Source organism: Paenibacillus nuruki (assembly GCF_963311185.1).
GTDB classification, from domain to species: Bacteria; Bacillota; Bacilli; order Paenibacillales; family Paenibacillaceae; genus Saccharibacillus; species Saccharibacillus nuruki.
The window spans coordinates 465166-488899 of sequence record NZ_OY725677.1; the positions used below are offsets into that span (position 1 = coordinate 465166).

Sequence of the window (23734 nt, forward strand, 5' to 3'; positions counted from 1 at the left end):
ACAGAATGAGTAATATACAATTATATCCATTAACAAATGCACAGCAACGTATATGGTATAGCGAATTATTATATCCTAACACATCTGTATCTCAACTTTCAGGCACAGTTAAAATGAAAGGTAAATTAAATATAACTGTTTTTATGAAAGCTGTTAATATGATTATTGAGCAGTATGATGCTCTTCGTATACGTATTACTTCCAACAATGGAATTCCTCAGCAATATGTCGTGAGTTATACAGAAAAGCAATTCGATTACTTCGATTTTGCTGACTTTTCAAGTGTTATAGAGGCAGAAAATTGGTTAGAAAGTCAAAAAAATAAACCATTGCCTTTATTAGATTCAGAACTATTTCAATTCTTATTTATTAAAATTAATGAAGAAGAATATTGGTTAAATACCAAATTACATCACATTATTGCAGATGGTATTTCTATGGTGATATTCGGCAATCAGTTGACTGAATATTATATCGAAATGATGAATGGAAATAATCCGGAGTTAGGAGAAAATTGTTCTTATATTGATTATATTACGATAGAAAAAAACTATGAAGATTCTGAAAAGTATATTAAGGATCAAACATATTGGTTAGATAAATTTGCAGACCTTCCTGAACAAATAGGTGGGAAGTCATACAACCCTTTATCTGTGAGTACTTCTGCAGTACGTGAGCATTTTAAAGTGCCAAGTATGCTATATCAGCAAATCACTCAATTCTGCCAAGAACAACGAATTTCTATTTTTCAATTTTTTATGGGAATGATGTATATTTATATCCATAAAACGACGAATCAATCAGATGTTACGATTGGAACTTCTTTGGCAAATCGTGGTAGCAAAAAAGAAAAACAAACAGTAGGTATGTTTGTGAGTACTATTGCAGCCCGAATGGATATTAATCAACATATGGATATTCTACAATTTTTGAAAAATGTAACAAGAGATCAAATGTCCATTCTACGTCATCAAAAGTATCCGTATAATCAATTAATTCAAGATTTAAGAGAGAAGCACCATGCAAAAGATTTACAACGACTTTTTAATATTTCTATGGAGTATCGTCCTGTAAGTTGGGTAGATGTTGAAGGTGTACGTATTAGTACAGACTATGATTTCTGTGGAGATGAGATTAATGATTTTGTTCTTCATATTGCAGAAATTGTAGACGATAGTGAACTTGTTTTGCATGTTGATTATCGTACTGAATTATTTGATCAAAAAGAAATAGCTCGTATGATAGATCAATTATTGATGATCACCAAGCAAAGCATTTCCAATCCTCAAGGTTTAATTACAGATATTTCATTATTAAATGATACTGAAAAAGCTACAATTTTAAGCTTTTCTGAGGATATGAGTACCAACTATCCCAAACAGGAAACAATTCATCATTTATTTGAAAAACAATCTACGCGTAATCCGGATCATATTGCTGTGCAAATGGGCAATAAATCACTTACATACCGTGAGCTGAATCAACAGTCAAATCGCCTTGCACGACAATTACGTGATCAGGGTATACAAGCAGATACATTAGTTGGAATTATGGTTGAACGTTCACTGGAAATGATTGTAGGTATATTAGCTATTTTAAAAGCTGGTGGTGCTTACGTACCTATTGATCCTGAATATCCTAAAGAACGTATTCAATATATTATTAATGATTCCTCTATATCTGTTTTGTTGACTCAATCTCATTTGCAAAATAACACATTATTTAATGGAAATTATATTTACATAGATCACGCAGTGCTTGAAGATGGCGATGATTCTAATTTGATATCTATATCAGGTCCGAATCATTTAGCTTATGTTATCTACACTTCAGGTACAACGGGTCAACCTAAAGGAACTCTGATTGAACATAAAAATGTGGTTCGCTTATTTTTTAATGATCGTAATTTATTTGATTTTAGCAACAAAGATGTATGGACATTATTTCATTCATACTGTTTTGATTTTTCAGTATGGGAAATGTATGGAGCAATTTTACACGGAGGTAAATTAATTATTGTACCTTCAAATATAGCTAAAAATCCGGAAATCTTTTTGGATCTTTTGAAAATAAATAAAGTAACAATTCTTAATCAGACCCCTTCGTATTTTTATCAACTTTTGCAAAACGAATTAAAACATCAAACAAATGACCTTCACTTGCGTAACATTATTTTTGGTGGGGAAGCACTAAATCCATCGTTACTACAAAAATGGCGTGAAAAATATCCCTATATTAAATTAATCAATATGTATGGAATTACTGAAACAACTGTTCATGTTACTTATAAAGAAATTAATGAACCAGAAATTTTATCAGGTAAAAGTAATATTGGAATAACTATTCCTACACTAAATGCATATATATTAGATGAACAATATCGTTTACAACCTATTGGAGTTCCAGGAGAACTTTATATTTCAGGAGAAGGTCTCGCAAGAGGATATTTAAATCTGCCCGAGGTCACTTCAGAACGTTTTATTTCTCATCCTTTGCGTTCTAATTCTGATGAGCGTGTTTATCGTACAGGTGATTTGGCACGTTGGTTACCCGATGGTAATATTGAATATTTGGGACGCATAGATCATCAAGTTAAAATTCGTGGCTATCGAATCGAATTAGGAGAAATAGAGTCTCAGATATTAAAAATAGATGAGGTACAAGAAACGATTGTAATTGCTCGTCTTGATGATCAACAACAATATCTACTATGTGCTTATTATGTAACTTCAACTTACTTAGAGCCTAGCATTTTGAGAAAAATGTTAAATCAAGTGATGCCAGCTTATATGATTCCGTCTTATTTTGTACATTTAGATCATATGCCATTAACTTCAAATGGTAAATTAGATCGTAATGCCTTACCGGAGCCTGTTATACGAGAACAATCTGATCAAGAATATATTGCACCAAGAACAATACAAGAAACACAACTGGTAGAAATCTGGAAGAATGTTTTAGGAAGTCAAAATATAAGTGTGTTGGATAATTTTTTTGAAATTGGCGGACATTCTTTGCGTGCTACACAAGTATCTTCCAAAATTCATCAAGAATTGAACGTTGAAATTTCATTAAGAGATATTTTTCAAGCGCCTACAATAGAAAAAATGGCTATTCTACTCACAGAAAGAAGTTCGACTGTATATATCTCTATTCCTAAAGCAACTCAAAATGAATATTATCCAGTATCTTCTGCTCAAAAGAGATTATATGTATTGAATCAACTAGAAGGTGGAGAACTTAGTTATAATATGACAGGTGTATTCACAGTAGAAGGTAAACTTGATCGAGAACGTTTATTATCAGCATTTAATCAATTAATAAATAATCATGAATCATTGCGAACAAGTTTCTCTCTTATAGATGGAGAGCCGGTTCAACATATTCATTCAGAAGTTGTTTTTGACATTGAACAATTGGATATGAAGAATCAAACTATAGATAATGTTATTTCTTCATTTGTTCGTCCATTTGATTTACATCAAGCACCGCTTATAAGAGTAGGTTTAACTTCACAAAAAGAAAATAAATGTTTATTTTTAATTGATATGCATCATATTATTTCTGATGGTATATCAGTTACTTTATTGACGAAAGAATTAACTCGTCTATATCAAGATGAGCAAATCAATGTTTCTAGTATCCAATATAAAGACTATGCTGTTTGGCAGCGTCAGCAAATAGAACAAAACAGTTTAGTAGATTCAGAGAAGTACTGGCTCAACATATTTGAAAATGATCTTCCAGTTTTAGATATACCACTTGATTATCCAAGGCCTTCTGTACGTAGTTTTGAAGGAAATACATTGTCTTTTATAGTAGATGAAGAAGATACAGTTGCTTTGAACAAGCTAGCTAATCAAACAGAAACGACCCTTTATATGGTATTGTTAGCAGCTTATTCAACTTTTTTGTATAAATATACAGCACAAGAAGACATTATTATTGGTTCTCCAGTTGCTGGAAGAGCACATACTGAATTAGATAATGTAATTGGCATGTTTGTTAACACATTAGCATTACGCACTTATCCTACTGGAGAAAAGACTTTTAATGATTATTTATATGAGGTTAAGGAAACAGTATTGCAATCTTTTGAACATCAGTATTATCCTTTAGAAATACTTGTAGATAAATTACAGTTGGATCGTGATCCGAGTCGAAATCCTATTTTTGATACACTTTTTGTATTACAAAATACAGAACAAACTGATGATCAAATGAGTGATTTACAATTAGAATTATATCCTTATACACCTAATATAGCTAAATTTGATTTGTCTTTGCATGTAGTTGAACAAGAAAATCAACTTATTTTTAGTTTTGAATATGCTACAGCATTATATCATCCAGAAAGTATTGAACGGTTTGCAACTCATTTGAAGCATCTTTTGCAAATTATATCTAATGATCAACATATTAAACTAAACAAAATTGAAGTCATTACACCTATTGAGAAAAAACAGATTATTGAAAGCTTTAATGCAACAGCTATTTCTTATCCTCATACACACAATATCTATGATTTATTTAAAGAACAAGTTAATCGTAATCCGAACCAAACAGCTTTAGTATACGAGGAGAAAACATTAACGTACAAAGAACTAGATGAAAAGTCTGGTAGATTAGCACAAACATTGTTTAATTCAGGTATAAAACCGCAGCAAGCTATTGCAATGATCAGTCATCGAAGTATTGAAATGGTGATTGCTATGCTTGCAACACTTCGTATAGGTGCTGTGTATGTTCCTATTGATCCAGACTATCCTTTTGAACGTGTAAATTACATGCTACATGACACTCAAGCTCTATTATTATTATTCAATGATGCATCATCTGTTTATGATCAGTATGGAATTCCAGTAATTGATCTTACAAAACCAGAATCTTATGCATCAACAATTTATATTTCAGAAAATAATATTAGTGCTCGTGATCTCGCTTATATTATGTACACTTCAGGTACAACTGGAAATCCTAAAGGAGTAATGATTGAACACCGAAGTGTAATCAGATTGGTGAAAAATACAAATTATATCCAATTAGATGAAAACACTAAAATTTTACAAACGGGTGCAGTAGCATTTGACGCATCAACATTTGAAGTTTGGGGAAGTTTACTAAATGGTGGACAATTATACTTTATAGGTCACCATGATCTGTTAATAGCCGAAAAACTTAAAAAAGCGATCGATTCTTATCAAATCAATACCATGTGGCTAACGTCTCCATTATTTAATCAATTGTCTCAAGAAGATGAGTATCTCTTTAATGGTATTCAAACGCTTCTCATAGGCGGAGATGTGTTATCTGCATCTCATATCAATGCTGTATTAAATAAAAATCCGCAACTAGTGATTCTTAATGGCTATGGTCCAACAGAGAATACTACTTTTTCGACTATTTACCGCATTACTGAAACGGTAGAGAGTAACATTCCTATTGGTCAACCGATATCTAATTCTACTGCTTATGTTGTAGATCAAGGTATTTCTCTGCAACCTGTAGGAGCTTGGGGAGAATTGATTGTCGGTGGAGACGGAATTGCACGTGGATATTTGAATTTACCCGAGATGACTAAAGAAAAGTTCGTTTCTGATTTTATGTATAAAGATCAAACATTCTATCGTACAGGTGATTTAGCTCGGTGGAAATCAGATGGTACATTAGAATATAAAGGACGTATTGATGAACAGGTTAAAATTCGCGGATATCGTATTGAACTCTCAGAAGTAGAAGCAAAATTACTTCAGATGGACACCATTCAATCAGCTACAGTTATTGTTCACAAAAATGAGTATGGTGAAAAACAACTGTGCGCTTATTACGTATCGAATGATATTATTTCGTCGTCAGAAATACGTATAGCTATGGTTCAAAGTGTTCCAAGCTATATGATTCCATCTTATTTTGTCAAATTAGAACAGATTCCTTTGACAGAAAATGGGAAAGTGAATCGAAGATTATTACCTGTTCCACATAATGAATCTCAAACCGGCCAGACGCACGTAGATCCAAAAACAGAAGAAGAGAAAATACTCGTGAATATATGGAAAGAAGTATTAGGCATAAATGCTATCAGTATTCATGACAATTTTTTTGAATTAGGTGGAGATTCAATTAAAGCTATTCAGGTATCTTCGCGTCTTTTGCAAGTGGGATACCGTTTAGAAATGAAGGAGCTTTTCAAATCTTCTAACATAGCTCAGTTAGCATCATTATTGCAGGTGATTATATCTCAAGCTGATCAAGAACCTGTTCAAGGGGAAGTATTATTAAATCCAATTCAAACCTGGTTTTTAAACCGTTCTGAAAAAACTGTGCATCATTTTAATCAGTCTGTAATATTATATAAAAAAGAAAAGTTTGATGAGAAAATATTACATCAAGTGATGACTACGCTTGTAGAACATCATGATGCGTTGCGTCTTGTATTTCATCATGAGGGTGAACATTATACTGCTTATAATCGTGATATAAATGAAGGTAAATACTATGATTTGCAGAGAATAGATTTGCATAATCAAGCAGATCCTGGTGCAGATATTAGATCCTGGGCAGACCGTATTCAGAGCAGTATTGATTTAGATCAAGGACCACTAGTTAAATTAGGACTTTTTCAATGTATAGATGGAGATCATTTATTAATGGTTATTCATCATCTTGTGATAGATGGGATTTCATGGCGTATCTTACTTGAAGATATGAGAAAGTTGTATGGTCAATTTTCTAATGGAGAAGCAATTGTTCTTCCATTCAAAACAGATTCGTTTCAAAAGTGGACAGCTTCTTTATCAAAATATGCACAATCAGGTCATATGAATGTCCATCAGCAGTATTGGAGTCAGTGGCAAAATATATCGTTTGAACCATTGCCTAAAGATATGCATACAGAAGAGGTACTATTACAGGACAGTAGATCAGTTATAGCAAATTTGACAGTACAAGAAACAACTCAATTTATCACAGAAGCACATCGTGCATATAAGACAGAACCTAATGATTTGCTGTTATCTGCTTTAAGTATTGCACTTAATCAGTGGTCAGGATTAGCTAAAATAGCTATTAACTTAGAAGGGCATGGACGCGAATCTATTATTGAAGATATAGATATTACACGAACAGTAGGTTGGTTTACTAGCCAATTCCCTGTGATTTTAGAGTATGCAAAAGAGATGGATACGAGTACTTTAATTCAAAAGGTAAAAGAAAATTTGCGTGAGATTCCTGCCAAGGGGATTGGGTATGGATTATTAAGATATCAAAATAATAAGATTCATTCATTCCTTCAAATTCAACCAGAGATTTCTTTTAATTATTTGGGTCAATTTGATCAAGATTTAGAAAGTAATGAATGGCAATTATCTAATTATTCTATGGGAAATACCCAAGATCCAACTTCACCTGTAGATTATGTATTAGATATTAATGGAATGATTATAGATAATTCATTATCATTAACGATTACCTATAATGCAAATCAATATCGTTCTGAGACGATTAATCAATTGGTTCATATCTTACAAGACAGTCTAAGAGCCATATTAAAACATTGTTTAGAACAACGCTATACTCAGTTGACTCCAAGTGATGTTCAGGTGAAAGGAATTAGCACTCAAGATTTAAAAGAATTATCTCAACGTACATGTCATTTAGGTATTATTCAAAATGTATATACCTTAACACCTATGCAAAAAGGTATGTTATTTCATTACTTGCTTGATGGTAATGAAGGTGCTTATTTTGAGCAGGCAGCTTTTGATTTTGAGGGAGATTTTAATGCTGAACTATTTGGTCAGAGTTTGAACAAATTAGTAGCACGTCATGATATTTTGAGAACACATTTTTATAATGATATAGGTATTGAACCTTTGCAGGTTGTTTTTGAAAAACGTCAAGTTGAAATTAATTATGAAGATATAAGAGGTATGGATAATTTACAATGTAATTTATATTTAGAAACCGTTGCAACTTCAGACAAACGACGCGGATTCGATTTTGAAAAAGATCTCTTATTACGAATGTCTATTATACGTACAAAAGATCAAACATTTCGTATTCTATGGAGTTTTCATCACATTATTATGGATGGCTGGTGTATTCCATTAATAACCAGAGAAGTATTTGAAAATTATTTTGCTCTAGTAGAAGGTAAAGAATTCAATCCGACGAATACTCCTGCTTATAGTCAATATATCGAATGGATCGAGAAACAGGATAAAGAAGAAGCAGCTTCATATTGGACTAATTATTTATCCGACTACAATGAACAAACTTTGTTACCACAATGTTCTATAACTAATCAGCGACAAGAATATAATGCTCAAAAATTTGAATATGTTCTAAGTGAAGAATTTACTCTTAAATTAGAGAATGTTGCTCGTGAAGCTAAAGTAACCATGAATATTCTTATTCAATCGATCTGGGGAATTGTACTTCAGCGCTATAATAATAGTCATGATGTAGTATATGGAACAGTCGTCTCAGGACGTCCAGCTGAAATATCTGGTATTGAAAAGATGATAGGATTATTTATTAATACTATTCCTGTTCGTGTAAATAATGATACTAATATTTCATTCTCTACTTTAATGAAGATGCAACAAGATCAATATCTTTCTGCACAGCCATACAGTACCTATCCTTTATTTGAAATTCAAGCACAAACTACTCAAAAACAAGATTTAATTTCGCACATTTTAGTATTTGAGAATTATCCTATTGAAAAAGAAATAGAGCAATTAAGTGAGAAAAATAAACAATTTAAAATTCATGATGTAGAATTATTAGAGCAATCTAATTATGATTTTAATTTGCTTGTATTACCAGGTAAACAATTGAAATTTATTATTCAGTATAATGATCAGGTCTATAAGGATTCAGATATTCAAAGAATCCAAGGTCATATTGTTCATTTATTAGAGCAAGTCATTGTGAATGCTAATATTCCTATTAATAATCTTGAATTAATAACTGCAATCGAACAAAAACAACTAATAGATGCAGGTCAGTCTAATATTACTAATCACACTAAATATGAAACTATTCATAAAATGTTAGAACAACAAGTTTTGCAAATTCCTAATCAGATGGCAGTAGTACAAGAAGGAAAGTCGCTTACGTACCATCAATTAAATTCAAAAGCGAATAAACTTGCTCAAACGTTACTGGAAGAAGGAATAAAATCTGGAGAAAATGTAGTTTTGTTAGCTGAACGTTCTATCGATATGATAGTGGGAATGTATGGAATCATGAAAGCAGGATGTGTGTATATTCCTGTAGACCCTTCTTATCCAGCTGAACGTATTCGATATATGCTAGAAGATTCTCAAGCAACAGCTATCATAACTCAAACCCATTTAAAAGAATATTATACACAAGATCATACGGTCATTGATTTGAGTAATATCATGTTTCAAAATAAGGAATGCTTAAATTTAAATATTGAAATTACTGAAAACGATTTGGCTTATATGATTTATACTTCCGGTACAACTGGACAACCCAAAGGTGTAATGATAGAACATCGTGGGGCATGGAATCTAGCTAATTATTATCAAGCATATTTTGAAGTTACTTCTAATGATCGGATTATTCAATTTGCAAGCTCATCTTTTGATGCTTCCGTATCAGAAATTATAATGGCTCTAAGTTCAGGTGCTTCCCTATATATTCCTTCAACATCGGTTATTATGGATTATATGTTATTTGAACAGTTTATGAATAAATATGAAATTACGATAGCAACATTGCCACCCACATATGCTATTTATTTGGATCCAGAACGGTTTCCCACATTACGTTGTTTGTTAACAGCTGGTTCAGCAGCTTCTATTGAATTAATCAATAAATGGAAGCAACATGTACGTTATTATAATGCATATGGGCCTACAGAAGATTCGGTATGTACTACAATATGGTCTGTTGATGAAACAGAAGACATAAGTGTTGTATCTATAGGTACACCAATAGCAAATCATCAAATCTATATTTTAGATGAACAGCTACGATTACAACCTGTTGGAGTTTCAGGAGAGTTATATATTGGAGGAATTGGTTTAGCAAGAGGATATTATGGTAAACAGGATATGACAAATGAAAAATTTGTTCCACATTTAAATCAAAATGGTCAAAAAATGTATCGAACAGGTGATCAAGTACGTTGGTTAGAAGATGGAACGATTGAATATCTTGGAAGAATTGATCATCAAGTTAAAATCCGAGGTTACCGTATTGAGCCTGCAGAAGTAGAAACTCAATTATTGCAATTAGATCACTTACAAGAAACTATAGTTATTGCTTTGAATGGCAAAGATAACCAACAAGAATTATGTGCTTATTTTGTAGCAGATCAATTAATGGATATCAAGCAAATACAATCAGATCTATCAAATATATTACCAAGTTATATGATTCCTTCACGAATGATGCAACTTGAAAAAATGCCGATTACACCTAACGGAAAAATTTCTCGTCAGCATTTGCCGGAAATCGTACACATTTCTGCAAATCATTTTTCTAAACCGACTAATCAAATACAACAACAATTAATTAGTATTTGGGAAAAGGTACTTAGTGTTCATAATATTGGAATTGACGATAATTTCTTTGATTTAGGCGGGCATTCGTTAAAAGCAGCTTTGATGATATCCAAAATTCGTAAAGAAATGAATTATGATATTAGTTTAAAAGTATTTTTTCAAACGCCGACTATTCAAGATATTGAAATGATGATTCAAAATCAAACAACTTATCATTTTGAGGATATTCCATTAGCAGGTAATCAGGAATATTATCCAATCTCATCTGCTCAAAAACGTTTGTTTATTTTAAATCAAATGGAAGGTGGAGAGATTAGTTATAATATGCCTGGTATTTTAAAAATTGAAGGGAAGTTAAATTCTGATCAATTGGAACAGGCATTTATAAAATTGATTGAACGTCATGACTCACTACGAACTTGCTTCGTAACAGTAAATGGAGAACCTGTACAAAAAATAATGAAAAATCTACGATTTTCTTTAGAGCATGTATCTGTAAATGAAGAACAATTAGATGCAACTATTCATAATTTTATACGTCCATTTGTGCTAGAAGAAGCTCCATTGTTGCGGGTAAGCTTAATCCAATTACAGCCAGAATCACATATATTGATGTTTGATATGCATCATATTATCTCTGATGCTATTTCAATGAATATTCTGATAAAAGAAATTATAGAATTGTATCAGGGCATAGAACTATCTCCATTACCGATTCAATATACAGATTACGCTGTTTGGCAACAAAATCAACTTGAAAGTGTATCTTTACACAAGCAAGAAGCATATTGGTTAGAGCGATTTAATGGACATGTACCTATATTAGACTTAGCAACAGATAAAGTGCGTCCAGCAATTCGTGAGTATGAAGGAAATAAGATTCAATTTAAATTGGATGATTCTTTGAGCTACTCGTTACGACAATTAGCAGAACAGACTCAGACAACATTATTTATGGTATTACTTGCAACCTATAAGACACTGTTGCATAAATATACAGGTCAGGAAGATATTATAGTTGGTTCACCTATTGCAGGTCGATCTCATGCTAGTCTTCAACATATGATCGGTATGTTTGTAGGAACTTTACCATTACGCACTTATCCTGCTGATGAGAAAACATTTGAAGAGTACCTTTTAGAAATAAAAGAGACTGCTCTAAATGCTTATGAAAATCAGGACTATCCATTTGAAGATTTGGTACGTCAATTGGATCTTCAGCGAGATACAAGTAGACATCCGTTATTTGATACAATGTTTGTTTTGCAAAATGTTGAAGAAAATACACAAGAGATAGAAGGATTAAATTTCACGACGTATGATAGCTCCCATTCAGTGGCTAAATTTGATTTGACTTTAACTGCTAGTGAGCAAGAACAAGCTATTGAATTAACTATGGATTATTCTACATCCATCTACAAGAAAGAAACTATCCAACGTATGATTGATCATCTTATTGAAATTATGCGTAACGTAACTACAAATCGTAAATTACGTTTGTTAGATATTAATATGATGACAGCACAAGAAAGAACAGATGTATTAACAAAATCTGTAGGGATAAAAGCTCATTATCCTAACACAACGATTCACCAACTATTTGAACAACAAGCAGCACTTTATCCAGAAGCGATTGCTGTGGTTGATGAATATAAGCAACTCACCTATCAACAACTCAATGAACGTGCTAATGGACTAGCTAGAACTTTGCGTCAACAAGGTGTAGGCGCAGATTGTTTCGTAGGTATCATTGCTGATCGCTCTGTCGATATGATTGTTAGCATCATCGCAACCCTAAAAGCAGGGGGAGCTTATGTTCCGATAGACATTGATTATCCAGAAGAACGAATTCGTTTTATGTTAGAAGATTCAAACACGCAGGTATTATTGCTTCATCATCATCATCGTAAACAAGTAACATTTTTTGAAGGAAATATGATTGAGTGGGATCAGTTAGAATCTTATAATGAAGATTATAGCAATTTGGATTGTCAGATCCAGCCTAATCATCTTGCTTATGTTATTTATACTTCAGGTACCACCGGTAAACCAAAAGGAACGTTAATTGAACATAAAAATGTAGTCAGATTATTGTTTAATGATCATAATTTATTTGATTTTGGAAATGAAGATACATGGTCATTATTTCATTCTTGCTGTTTTGACTTTTCAGTCTGGGAAATGTATGGAGCATTATTGTATGGAGGGAAGTTAGTTATTGTATCGGCGCTTACAGCTAAGAGTCCAAATGATTTCCTTCAATTGCTTAAAACACAACAGGTGACCATCTTAAATCAGACACCAACTTATTTTTATCAGTTGATACAAGAAGAAATACTTGATATCGATTCTTCACTGCATTTACGTATGATTATTTTTGGTGGAGAAGCATTAAATCCTTCATTGTTGAAAGAATGGAAAATAAAATATCCAGCTACACAACTGATCAATATGTATGGGATTACAGAAACTACTGTTCACGTCACGTATAAAGAAATTACTGAAAAAGATATTGAAATAGGAAGAAGTAATATTGGTACTACTATTCCTACTTTGAGTGCTTATATTTTAGATAATCAGCAACGTCTTCAGCCGTTTGGTATAGCAGGAGAATTGTATATCGCAGGTGAAGGACTGGCTCGTGGTTATCTAAATCGTCCAAAAATGACGCAAGCGAAGTTTATTGACCATGTATTTGAAACAGGTTCGCGTATGTATCGTTCAGGAGATCTTGCACGTTGGTTACCTGATGGAACTATTGAATATCTAGGTAGAATTGATCATCAAGTTAAGATACGTGGTTACCGTATTGAACTTGGCGAAATAGAAACAAAATTGCTTGAAATCGATTCTATTCGTGAAGCTACTGTTATTGCCTATGAAGAAAATAATCAGTCTAAAGCACTGGTGGCATATTTTACAGCAGATGATCATTTAACCATTCAAGAGCTTAGAAAATCATTAGCCAAAGAGCTTCCCAATTATATGATTCCATCCTACTTTGTACAATTGAATAATATGCCTTTGACAGCTAATGGTAAGTTAGATCGAAAATCTCTACCTAAACCTGAAGCAGGTCTAGGTAAACAAAATGAATATGCTTCGCCACGAAATGAAGTAGAGGAAACATTGATTAATGTATGGCAAAGTGTACTAGGCGCAGAAAAAATTGGGATTGAAGATCACTTTTTCGAATTAGGTGGAGATTCAATTAAAGCAATTCAAATTTCTTCTAGATTATTTCAAGCTGGCTATCAGTTAGATATTAAAGACTTATTCAAGTTACCGACGATAGCCGAGTTAAGTCCTCATCTGAAAATAGCTGCACGTCAGATCGATCAAAGCGAAGTTGAAGGTAAAGTAGAATTACTACCTATCCAACAATGGTTTTTTGAAAAACAACTTCTGGATACTCATCATTATAATCATGCAGTTATGTTATATCGTGAAGAAGGGTTTAGTGAAAAAGCACTACAAGATACTTTCAATCAATTGGTTATTCATCATGATGCTTTACGTACTGTTTTTAAACATACAGAAGCAGAGCATATAGCATGGAATCGTTCTATAGATGAAGGGGAACTATATCGTCTTGAGAGTATTAATCTTCATACCATGCAATCTGAAGATATCAGTAACTATATAAATCATAAGGCGACCGAAGTGCAACAGAGCTTAAATTTAACACAAGGTCCTTTATTCAAATCTGTATTATTTCAGACTACTCAAGGGGATCATTTACTGATTGTGATTCATCATCTGGTTGTAGATGGAATCTCATGGCGCATTTTGTTCGAAGATATTGCAAGCGCATATGAGCAAGCTGCCAGTGGTAATTCAATTATACTACCGCAAAAAACAGACTCTTATTTGCAATGGTCAAAAAAATTAATGGAATACGCAAAAACGTATGAATTAGCAAATGAAAAAATTACTGGGTACAGCTTGAAACTGAAAATATCGATCCTCTACGTAAAGATCATTTGCTAGAACGTGGAACTATTCAAGATAGCAAACAAGTTAAAATCGTATGGTCAGTAGAAGAAACAGCATTATTATTAAAGCAAGCCAATCGTGCTTACTATACAGAAACAAATGATTTGCTTTTAACAGCCCTTGGTATGGCTATAGAAAAATGGTCAGGTGTATCGAAAATACTGGTAAATCTTGAAGGACATGGTCGAGAAACTGTTATACCTGATTATGATATTACTCGTACCGTTGGATGGTTCACTACTCAATATCCAGTCTTATTACAATTAGATTCAGATTTGAATGTGAAGACAAGAATCAAACAAACTAAAGAAACATTAAGAACTGTTCCTAACAAAGGAATCGGTTATGGATTACTCAAATATATGACACTTGAAGGACATCAGGATTTAAATAATGAACCAGAGATATCATTTAATTATCTAGGACAATTTGATCAAGATGTACAAAATAATGATTTACAGTTTTCTCATTATGATGTTGGTGAAGCAATGAGTAATCAGACTCCTTTAAACTACACTCTTGATATAAATGGGATGGTCATCGAAGGAGAGCTATCATTATCTATTACTTATAGTGGTAATCAATATGAGGAGAAAACTATTGAACAATTAGCTGATATTTTCAAAGCCAATTTGAGTGAAGTGATCAGACATTGTGTTATTCAAGATCATTATGAATTAACTCCTAGTGATATTATGGTAAAAGGTATCACAATCCAACAATTAGAAGACTTAATAACGTCAAATTCTGCTTTGGGAGAAATAGAAGATGTTTATTCGTTAACATCTATGCAAAAAGGTATGTTATTCCATAGTCTGCTTGAAGCTGACAGTGTAACGTATTTTGAACAAGCGAAGTTTGAGTTATCTGGAGTATTAGATATTGAAGCTTTTACTCAAAGTTTCCAATTATTGGCGAATAGACATTCTGTATTACGTACTAATTTTTTTAGTAATGTATCTGATATACCAGTTCAAGTTGTATTTAAAAATAAGCAAATCCCAGTCGAGTATGTTGACTTACGCCAGTATTCAAAAGAAGAACAAGATGTTCTTATTAGACGTTATGAAGTTGAAGACATGGATAAAGGATTTGTACTGAATCAAGATGCATTAATGAGAGTGATGATTCTGCATACTCATAATACTTATCAAGTGTTATGGAGTTTCCACCATATTATTATAGATGGTTGGTGTATACCGATCATTACTCAAGAAATATTTGAACAGTACGAAGCATTATGTGAAAACAAAGAAATTACTTTACCCGCTGCTCCTCTATATAAACGATATATAGAATGGTTAGAAGACCGCAGTGAAGAAGCAGGATCGTCCTATTGGAATCAATATTTGGAAGGATATGAGGGACATACTGACCTTCCAGAAGTCAAAGGCAAAATAAATAGTACTGTTCAAAAATATATATTAAATGAGCAAGCGATTCATTTAGGTAAAGATTTAACACAAAAATTAGATGAAATTGCTAAAAAATATCAGGTTACAGTTAATACGCTCTTGCAAACAGTATGGGGAATAATGTTGCAACAATATAATAATAGCAAAGATGTTGTTTTCGGTGGTGTAGTGTCAGGTAGACCTTCTGATATTCAGGATATTGAGAACATGGTCGGTTTATTCATTAATACTATTCCAATCAGAATAAAATCTTTTGAAGGAGAAATTTTTACAGAGTTATTGCAACGTGTACAGCGTACATCTTTAGCAAGTAATATCTATGACACGTATCCTTTATATGAAATTCAATCAAATACTGATCAGAAACAGGATCTGATTTCTCACATTATGATTTTTGAAAATTATCCTTTAGATCAGCAAGTAGAACAACAAGGAAATGAAGATTCAACAAGTCTTAAAGTGACAAACTTTACTATGTTTGAGCAAACCAATTATGATTTTAATCTGATTGTAATTCCGGGCGATGATATCCGAATTTGTATGCGTTATAACACAGTAATCTATGAATCCGAAAGTATTGCCCGTATCGGAAATCATATTTTACACATGTTGCAGCAAATTACGATTGAGCCTACTATTGCTGTTAAGCAATTACATTTGGTCACTCCAGCTGAGCATCAACAATTAATAAAGCATTGGTCAGGTCAGCAAATGATCTATCCTAACCAGCCTATCCAAAAGTTATTTGAAGAACAAGTTCAACGTACACCAGACCAAATTGTAGCTGTATATGAAGATCAACAGATCACCTATCAACAGCTAAATGAAAAATCTAATCAATTGGCAGCTCTACTTATTGCATCTGGACTTCAAAAAGAACAAACTGTTGGTTTGATGATGAATCGCTCCTTTGACTTATTGATAGGTATTTTGGGAGTCATCAAAGCAGGTGGAGTATACGTACCTATTGATCCAGAATATCCACAAGAGCGAATAGAGTATATTTTGCAAGATTCAGGAGCCGAAATATTACTCACACAAAGTCATCTATCTGAACTGATAGAAATGAATAAAGGATTCAAATTAGAGATGGATATATTAGATTACAGTCATCAACCTACTCATAATCTGAATGAATTTTTTATAGAAACTGATTTAGTGTATCTAATATATACTTCTGGGACAACAGGTAATCCAAAAGGGACAATGATTACACATCAAGGTCTTGTTAATTACATCTGTTGGGCAAAAGATGTATACACAGAAGGGGAAGAAATGAGTTTCCCTTTATATTCTTCTATTTCGTTTGATCTAACTGTAACATCAATATTTACACCTTTAATTAGTGGGGGCACAATCTACATTTACGATGCTATTAATAAAGCAGAAATGATTCAGCATATTATTACTGAAAACAATGTAGATATTCTGAAATTAACACCAACTCATCTAAAATTAATTTCAGAAATGGTACTACCAGAAAAGGTTAGAGTTAAAAAATTTATTGTCGGTGGAGAAAATTTAACCACTCATTTAGCAAAAAATATTACTGTGTTATTTGATGATACTGTTGATATCTATAATGAATATGGTCCTACTGAAACTGTTGTAGGCTGTATGATTCATCGTTACGATATGCAGCAAGATAAACTTGAATCAGTACCGATCGGAATTCCAGCAGCTAATGCTCAAATTTATATTTTAGATGATCAACAACGTCTAGTAACCGTAGGCGTACCTGGTGAAATGTATATTGCTGGAGATGGAGTAGCTCGTGGATATTTGAATCAACCTGATTTAACTGCTGAGAAATTTGTAAAAGATCCATTTGTGCCTAATAGACGGATGTATCGTACAGGCGATCTTGCTCGTAGATTTAGTAATGGTCAAATCGAATATCTAGGTAGATTAGATCATCAAGTTAAAATACGTGGATATCGTATTGAACTTGGCGAAGTCGAAGGTAGAATGCTAGGTATAGATTCGATTATAGAAGCGGTTGCAGTAGCATGGAAAGATTCAAATGATCAAACATCATTATGTGCTTACTTTGTATCCGATATTGTGCATTCAAATAATGAATTAAGAAATCAATTGAATAAAGAACTTCCTAGTTATATGGTTCCTTCTTATTTGATTCAATTGGATTCTATGCCGCTGACTCCAAATGGCAAACTAGATCGTAAATCGCTTCCGGCTCCTAATGTAGACACATTGGCAGATAATGTATATATTGCGCCACGTACAGAAATTGAGACCTTACTTGTTTCTATTTGGCAAAAAGTTCTAGGCGTATCAGTCGTTGGAATATATGACAATTTCTTTGAGCTTGGTGGAGATTCAATCAAAGCTATCCAAGTTGCTTCTAGGCTATTTCAGTCGGATTATCGATTAGAAATTAAAGACTTATTCGCATATCCAACGATTGAAGAGTTAAATTCTCATATTCAAGTCGTAAGTGTTATAGCAGATCAATCAGAAGTTGTAGGTAGTATTCTCCCAACTCCTGCACAGCAATGGTTTTTGGAAAAACAGTCTACAGATATACATCATTTTAATCAATCGGTTTTATTGCATCATATAGATGGATTTAATCTACCTGCTCTACAAAAAGTATGGACTCATATTGTACAACATCATGATGCTTTGAGAATGGTATTAAGATTAAATGAATATGGATATGAGGCATGGAATCGTAGTATAGATGAAGGTGAACTTTATCGTTTGACTGTATTTGAATGGGAGAATCAAAAAAATATAGAAAATAAAATTACAATAGAAGCTCAAAAAATTCAACAAAGTATTTCATTGGATCAAGGGCCATTAGTTCAACTAGCACTGTTTCGCTGCCTAGAAGGAGATCATTTGCTTATTGTGATTCATCATTTAGCAGTTGACGGAGTATCTTGGAGAATTATTTTAGAAGATTTAGAAAAAGGTTATCATCAAGCATTACAGGGAGAAGACGTTAACTTTTTAAATAAGACCACTTCTTATCAAACATGGTCTAAGAGTATAGCTATGTATGCAAATATGCCTCAAGCAAAAGAAGAACTACTATATTGGAATAGTAGAGAAGTGAGCTATGATGTTATTCCTAAAGATCATCAGGCTGATCCTACTCAATTACTAATAAAAAATAACTCTTCTATTATGATTGAATGTAGTCAAGAAGAAACGCATCTCTTTATGAAGAAAGCTTATCGAGCATATACCACAGAAGCGAACGATCTACTTTTAACTGCACTTGGCATGGCTGTTTATGAATGGGCAGGAATCAAAAATATTGGTATAACACTTGAAGGTCATGGTCGAGAAAATTTATCTGATGATTTGGATATCAGTCGTACTGTTGGTTGGTTTACAAGTCAATACCCAGTATTGTTGCAAATCGAAGAAGGCATAGAACTAGGTACACTGATTAAAAAAGTAAAAGAAGAATTGCGTCGTATTCCTAATAAAGGGGCCGGATATGGTGTTCTCAAATATTTAAGTACATCATTAAATCATAATCTGCAAAAATCTGAACCAGAGATTATATTCAATTATTTGGGACAGTTCGATCAGAATGAATCAGAGAGCATTCTACAATTCTCTCCATATTCAACAGGCTCTGACGTTAGCGAAAATATGATACAAAATCAAACATTAAACATTAATGGGCTAATAGAAAAGAATCAGTTAAAGTTAACAGTCAATTATAATCAATCACAATTTGATGCACAAACTATACAGAAGTTTGCTTCCATATTACAACATTGCCTTAGCGTTGTGATTACTCATTGCGTAATAAAAGAGCATACGGAATTAACACCGCATGATGTATTACTTCAAGAAGCAACTGTAGATATGATTGAAGAAGTGGAGAATACAACACATCATATTGGAGCAATCGAAAACATTTATAAATTAACTCCAATGCAACAAGGAATGCTGTTTCATCATTTGCTAGAAAAGAATTCGGGTGCTTATTTTGAGCAAGCTCGTTTTGAAATTAAAGGGCAATTTAATGTACAGCAATTTGAAAATAGTTTTAGGCTACTCATAGAACGTCATGCTGTACTTCGCACTAACTTTTACAATTTTAAGGAAGAGTTACCTATCCAGGTGGTATTCAAACAAAGACCTCATGAGTTTGAATATGAAGATTTGAGCCATTACAGCCAACAAGATGTAGAAGATAGAATGGCAAGAATCTTACTGGAAGACAAGGTGAGAGGGTTTAATCTTGGAGAAGATCCATTACTACGTATGAAAGTGATACGTAGTAGTCAGCAAAATTACATGTTGTTGTGGAGCTTTCATCATATTATTATGGATGGTTGGTGTATGCCTCTAGTCATTCAAGAAGTGTTTGAAACGTATGCTAGTTTGGATGAAGAGACTATACCTGAACTTCCAGAAGCAGTGCCTTATAGTCGATACATCCAATGGTTAGAACAACAAGATACGCAATCGTCTTCTTTATATTGGAATAAATATTTAGAAGGATATAACCAACAAACAATTTTACCAGAGACCCAAGCACAAAATCGCACAGAACAATATGTATCTGAAAAGCTCGAATTTGCATTAGGCAAAACGCTCACACAGAAATTAGAGCGTATAGCGAAGCATAACAGAGTAACTTTGAATACAGTTATGCAATCTGCATGGGGTCTTGTTCTTCAACGGTACAATAATAATCAGGATGTGATTTTTGGAAGTGTAGTATCCGGTCGACCTTCTCAAATTGAAGGTATCGAAAATATGGTAGGGCTATTTATTAACACTGTACCAACAAGAATACACACACAACCAAAAGATACATTTACAGAGATTATCAAGCGACAACAACAAATGCACTTGGATAGTCATACTCACGATTTTTATCCTTTATATGAGATTCAAGCACAAAGTGAACAAAAACAAGATTTGATTTCTCATATTATGGTGTTTGAAAACTATCCTGTAGAGGATCATTTAAATGAACGTGAGGTAGGAAAAAAAGATCGTTTTACAATTACAGATGTTCAAATGTTTGAGCAGACCAATTATGATTTCAATTTAATCATCATGCCTGGTCAAAACTTAAAAATGTTGTATCGTTATAATGTAAACAGGTATACAACAGAGACAGTTACACGTATTCAAGAGCACTTAATAGAAATTTTACAGCAAGTTACTGAAGACCCTACAATGCCTATAGAACAGGTAGAAATGATTACGAAACATGAAAAATCATTAATTCTAGATCAATGGAATAATACGATAGAACCTTATCCGCATACCACATTGTTGCATAGTGTATTTGAAGAAAAAGCGTCGTTGTTACCGCATCAGATTGCTTTGGTTTTTGAAGATCAAACCATGACCTATCAAGAGCTTGATCGTAAAGCGAATCGCTTAGCACGTACGCTACGTAATTTAGGAGTTATTCCTGATCAACCAATTGGTATTATGGTAGAACGTTCATTAGAAATGGTAATCGGTATTTTGGCTATTCTTAAAGCAGGGGGTGCATATGTACCTATTGATCCTTTATTTCCTGAAGAACGCATTCAATATATGATAGAAGATTCAGGAATAAAGTTGATACTAACTCATCGTGTTTTGGAAAATAAATTCTCTTTTGATACTATTCAATGTGTTCGATTAGAGGAGGCTCTATCTTATCATCTAGATGATTCATCTCTAGAAACTATGGTTACACCAAAACATCTAGCTTATATCATCTACACATCAGGTTCAACAGGGAAACCGAAAGGTGTTATGATTGAGCATCGCTCAGCAGTACACACATTGAATCAATTAGAAGCTAATTATCCAATGAGTTTGGGTGATAAATTCTTGCTCAAAACAACTATTACGTTTGATTTTTCTGTACCGGAATTATTTTGTTGGTTCTTTGGACAAGGTACACTTATTATTTTGCCACCAGATGCTGAAAAAGATCCAAAACGTCTTTTAGAAGTCGTGGATCAAAACCAAGTTACTCATCTTAACTTAGTTCCTTCGATGTTAAACATTTTAGTACAATATTTAATAGAAAAAGAATCACAAGGGTTTAAAACATTGAAATATCTATTTGCTTGTGGGGAAACGCTACCTTCTAAACTAGTAGAAGAATATTACAAAGTCTCGCCTCATGCTGTACTGGAAAATATTTATGGGCCAACAGAGGCTACTGTATATGCTACAAGGTATACCACTCATGCCAATGATGCGGAGATGAAGCAGGTTCCTATAGGTAAGCCTTATAACAATGTACAAATTTTTATATTAAATGCCTCACAGTTACTTGTTCCGATTGGAGTACCTGGAGAGTTATATATTTCTGGTGAAGGCTTAGCAAGAGGTTACTTTAACCGTGAAGATATAACGTCTGAAGTTTTTGTTTCTCATCCTTATCAACCAGGTAATCGTATTTATCGTACAGGAGATTTGGCACGTTGGTCAGCTGATGGCAATATAGAGTATTTAGGAAGAATTGATCATCAAGTGAAGATTCGTGGTCATCGTATTGAATTAGGAGAAGTAGAATCTCAAATTTCTAAAATTCCATCTATTCAAGAAGTGGTTGTATCAGCTATTGAAGATATTCATGGAAGTTATCAATTATGCGCTTATTTTGTTGCTCAAGAGTCATTAAAAACTAGTATATTGCGTGAAGCATTAAGTATGAGATTACCGAGTTATATGGTTCCAAGTGCTTTTATACAATTAACTGAAATGCCTCATACTCCTAATGGCAAATTAGATCGCAAAGCGCTTCCAGCTCCAGAACAATGGGTTCAGAATACCAAAGAGTATATTGCACCTCGAACAAGGCTAGAAATCGATCTTGCTTTGATATGGGGAGAAGTACTAGGTTTACAATCTATTGGAGCTACAGATGACTTTTTCGATCTAGGAGGTCATTCTTTAAAAGTTCTTAACTTGATTCAGAAAATCGAATCAAGAATGGATGTACAATTGTCTCTTCCATTAGTATTCAGCTATTCCAGTTTAGAAACCATGGCTGATCAAATTATTAATATTCAAGGAAGAAATAAACAATTAATAAAAGAAGTAGAAATTATTCGTTTTCATAGTGAGAGTCAGATGAAAGTATTTAGTTTCCCACCTCGTGTTGGATACTCTCTCGGATACTATGAAATGGCCAAATTACTTGAGAAAGATTGTGAAGTTATTGGGCTGGAGTTTATCGGCGATCAATATAAAGATCAGGATGTTATGTTAAATCATTATGTTGACATGATTCTCAATATTCAAGAACAAGGCCCATACATTTTCTTGGGATATTCTTTAGGAGGAAATTTAGCTTTTGAAGTGGCTAAAGCTATGGAAAAACGCGGTCATTTGGTAAGAGATGTTATTATGATCGATGCTATGCGTAAAACAAAAATTGATGAAATGGAATTACAACAAGTAGAAACGATTGTCGATAATGTCCTAGATGGTCTTGGTGATCAATATCAAGCATTTTTGGCAGAACCTTCTGATCGACAGCAAGTTAGAAATAAAATGATTGCTTATTCTAGTTATCGTAACCAATTAATTAACAAGCCTCAGATCCAATCTAATATTCATGCTTTAATTGCTGAAGTAGATTTAGTAGATGTAAAACAGTCCAATCATTTACTATGGCAAGAGTCGACAACAGGTGAATATTGTGAATATTCTGTTATAGGCACGCACGATGTATTGTTAGAATCGGGATACGTTCAAGAAAATAGTAAAGTGTTAAAAAAAATTCTTGAAGAAATTAGATCATCCTCTATTAATCCAATTTTATTGTAA

Annotated in this window: 2 protein-coding genes; both read left to right on the top strand. The window is 33.1% G+C overall.

Annotated features, from left to right (window positions below; all coding sequences use genetic code 11):
* The first annotated feature begins 5 nt into the window (after nucleotides 1-5).
* A complete protein-coding gene (locus tag RCP16_RS02295; protein ID WP_308641558.1) occupies nucleotides 6-14531 on the top strand; it encodes a non-ribosomal peptide synthetase in 14526 nt (4841 codons plus the stop codon).
* Nucleotides 14525-23734 (top strand): non-ribosomal peptide synthetase, encoded by a 9210-nt coding sequence (locus RCP16_RS02300; protein WP_308641559.1) that lies wholly within the window; start codon nucleotides 14525-14527, stop codon nucleotides 23732-23734. Before RCP16_RS02295 ends, RCP16_RS02300 begins: the two co-directional genes overlap by 7 nt.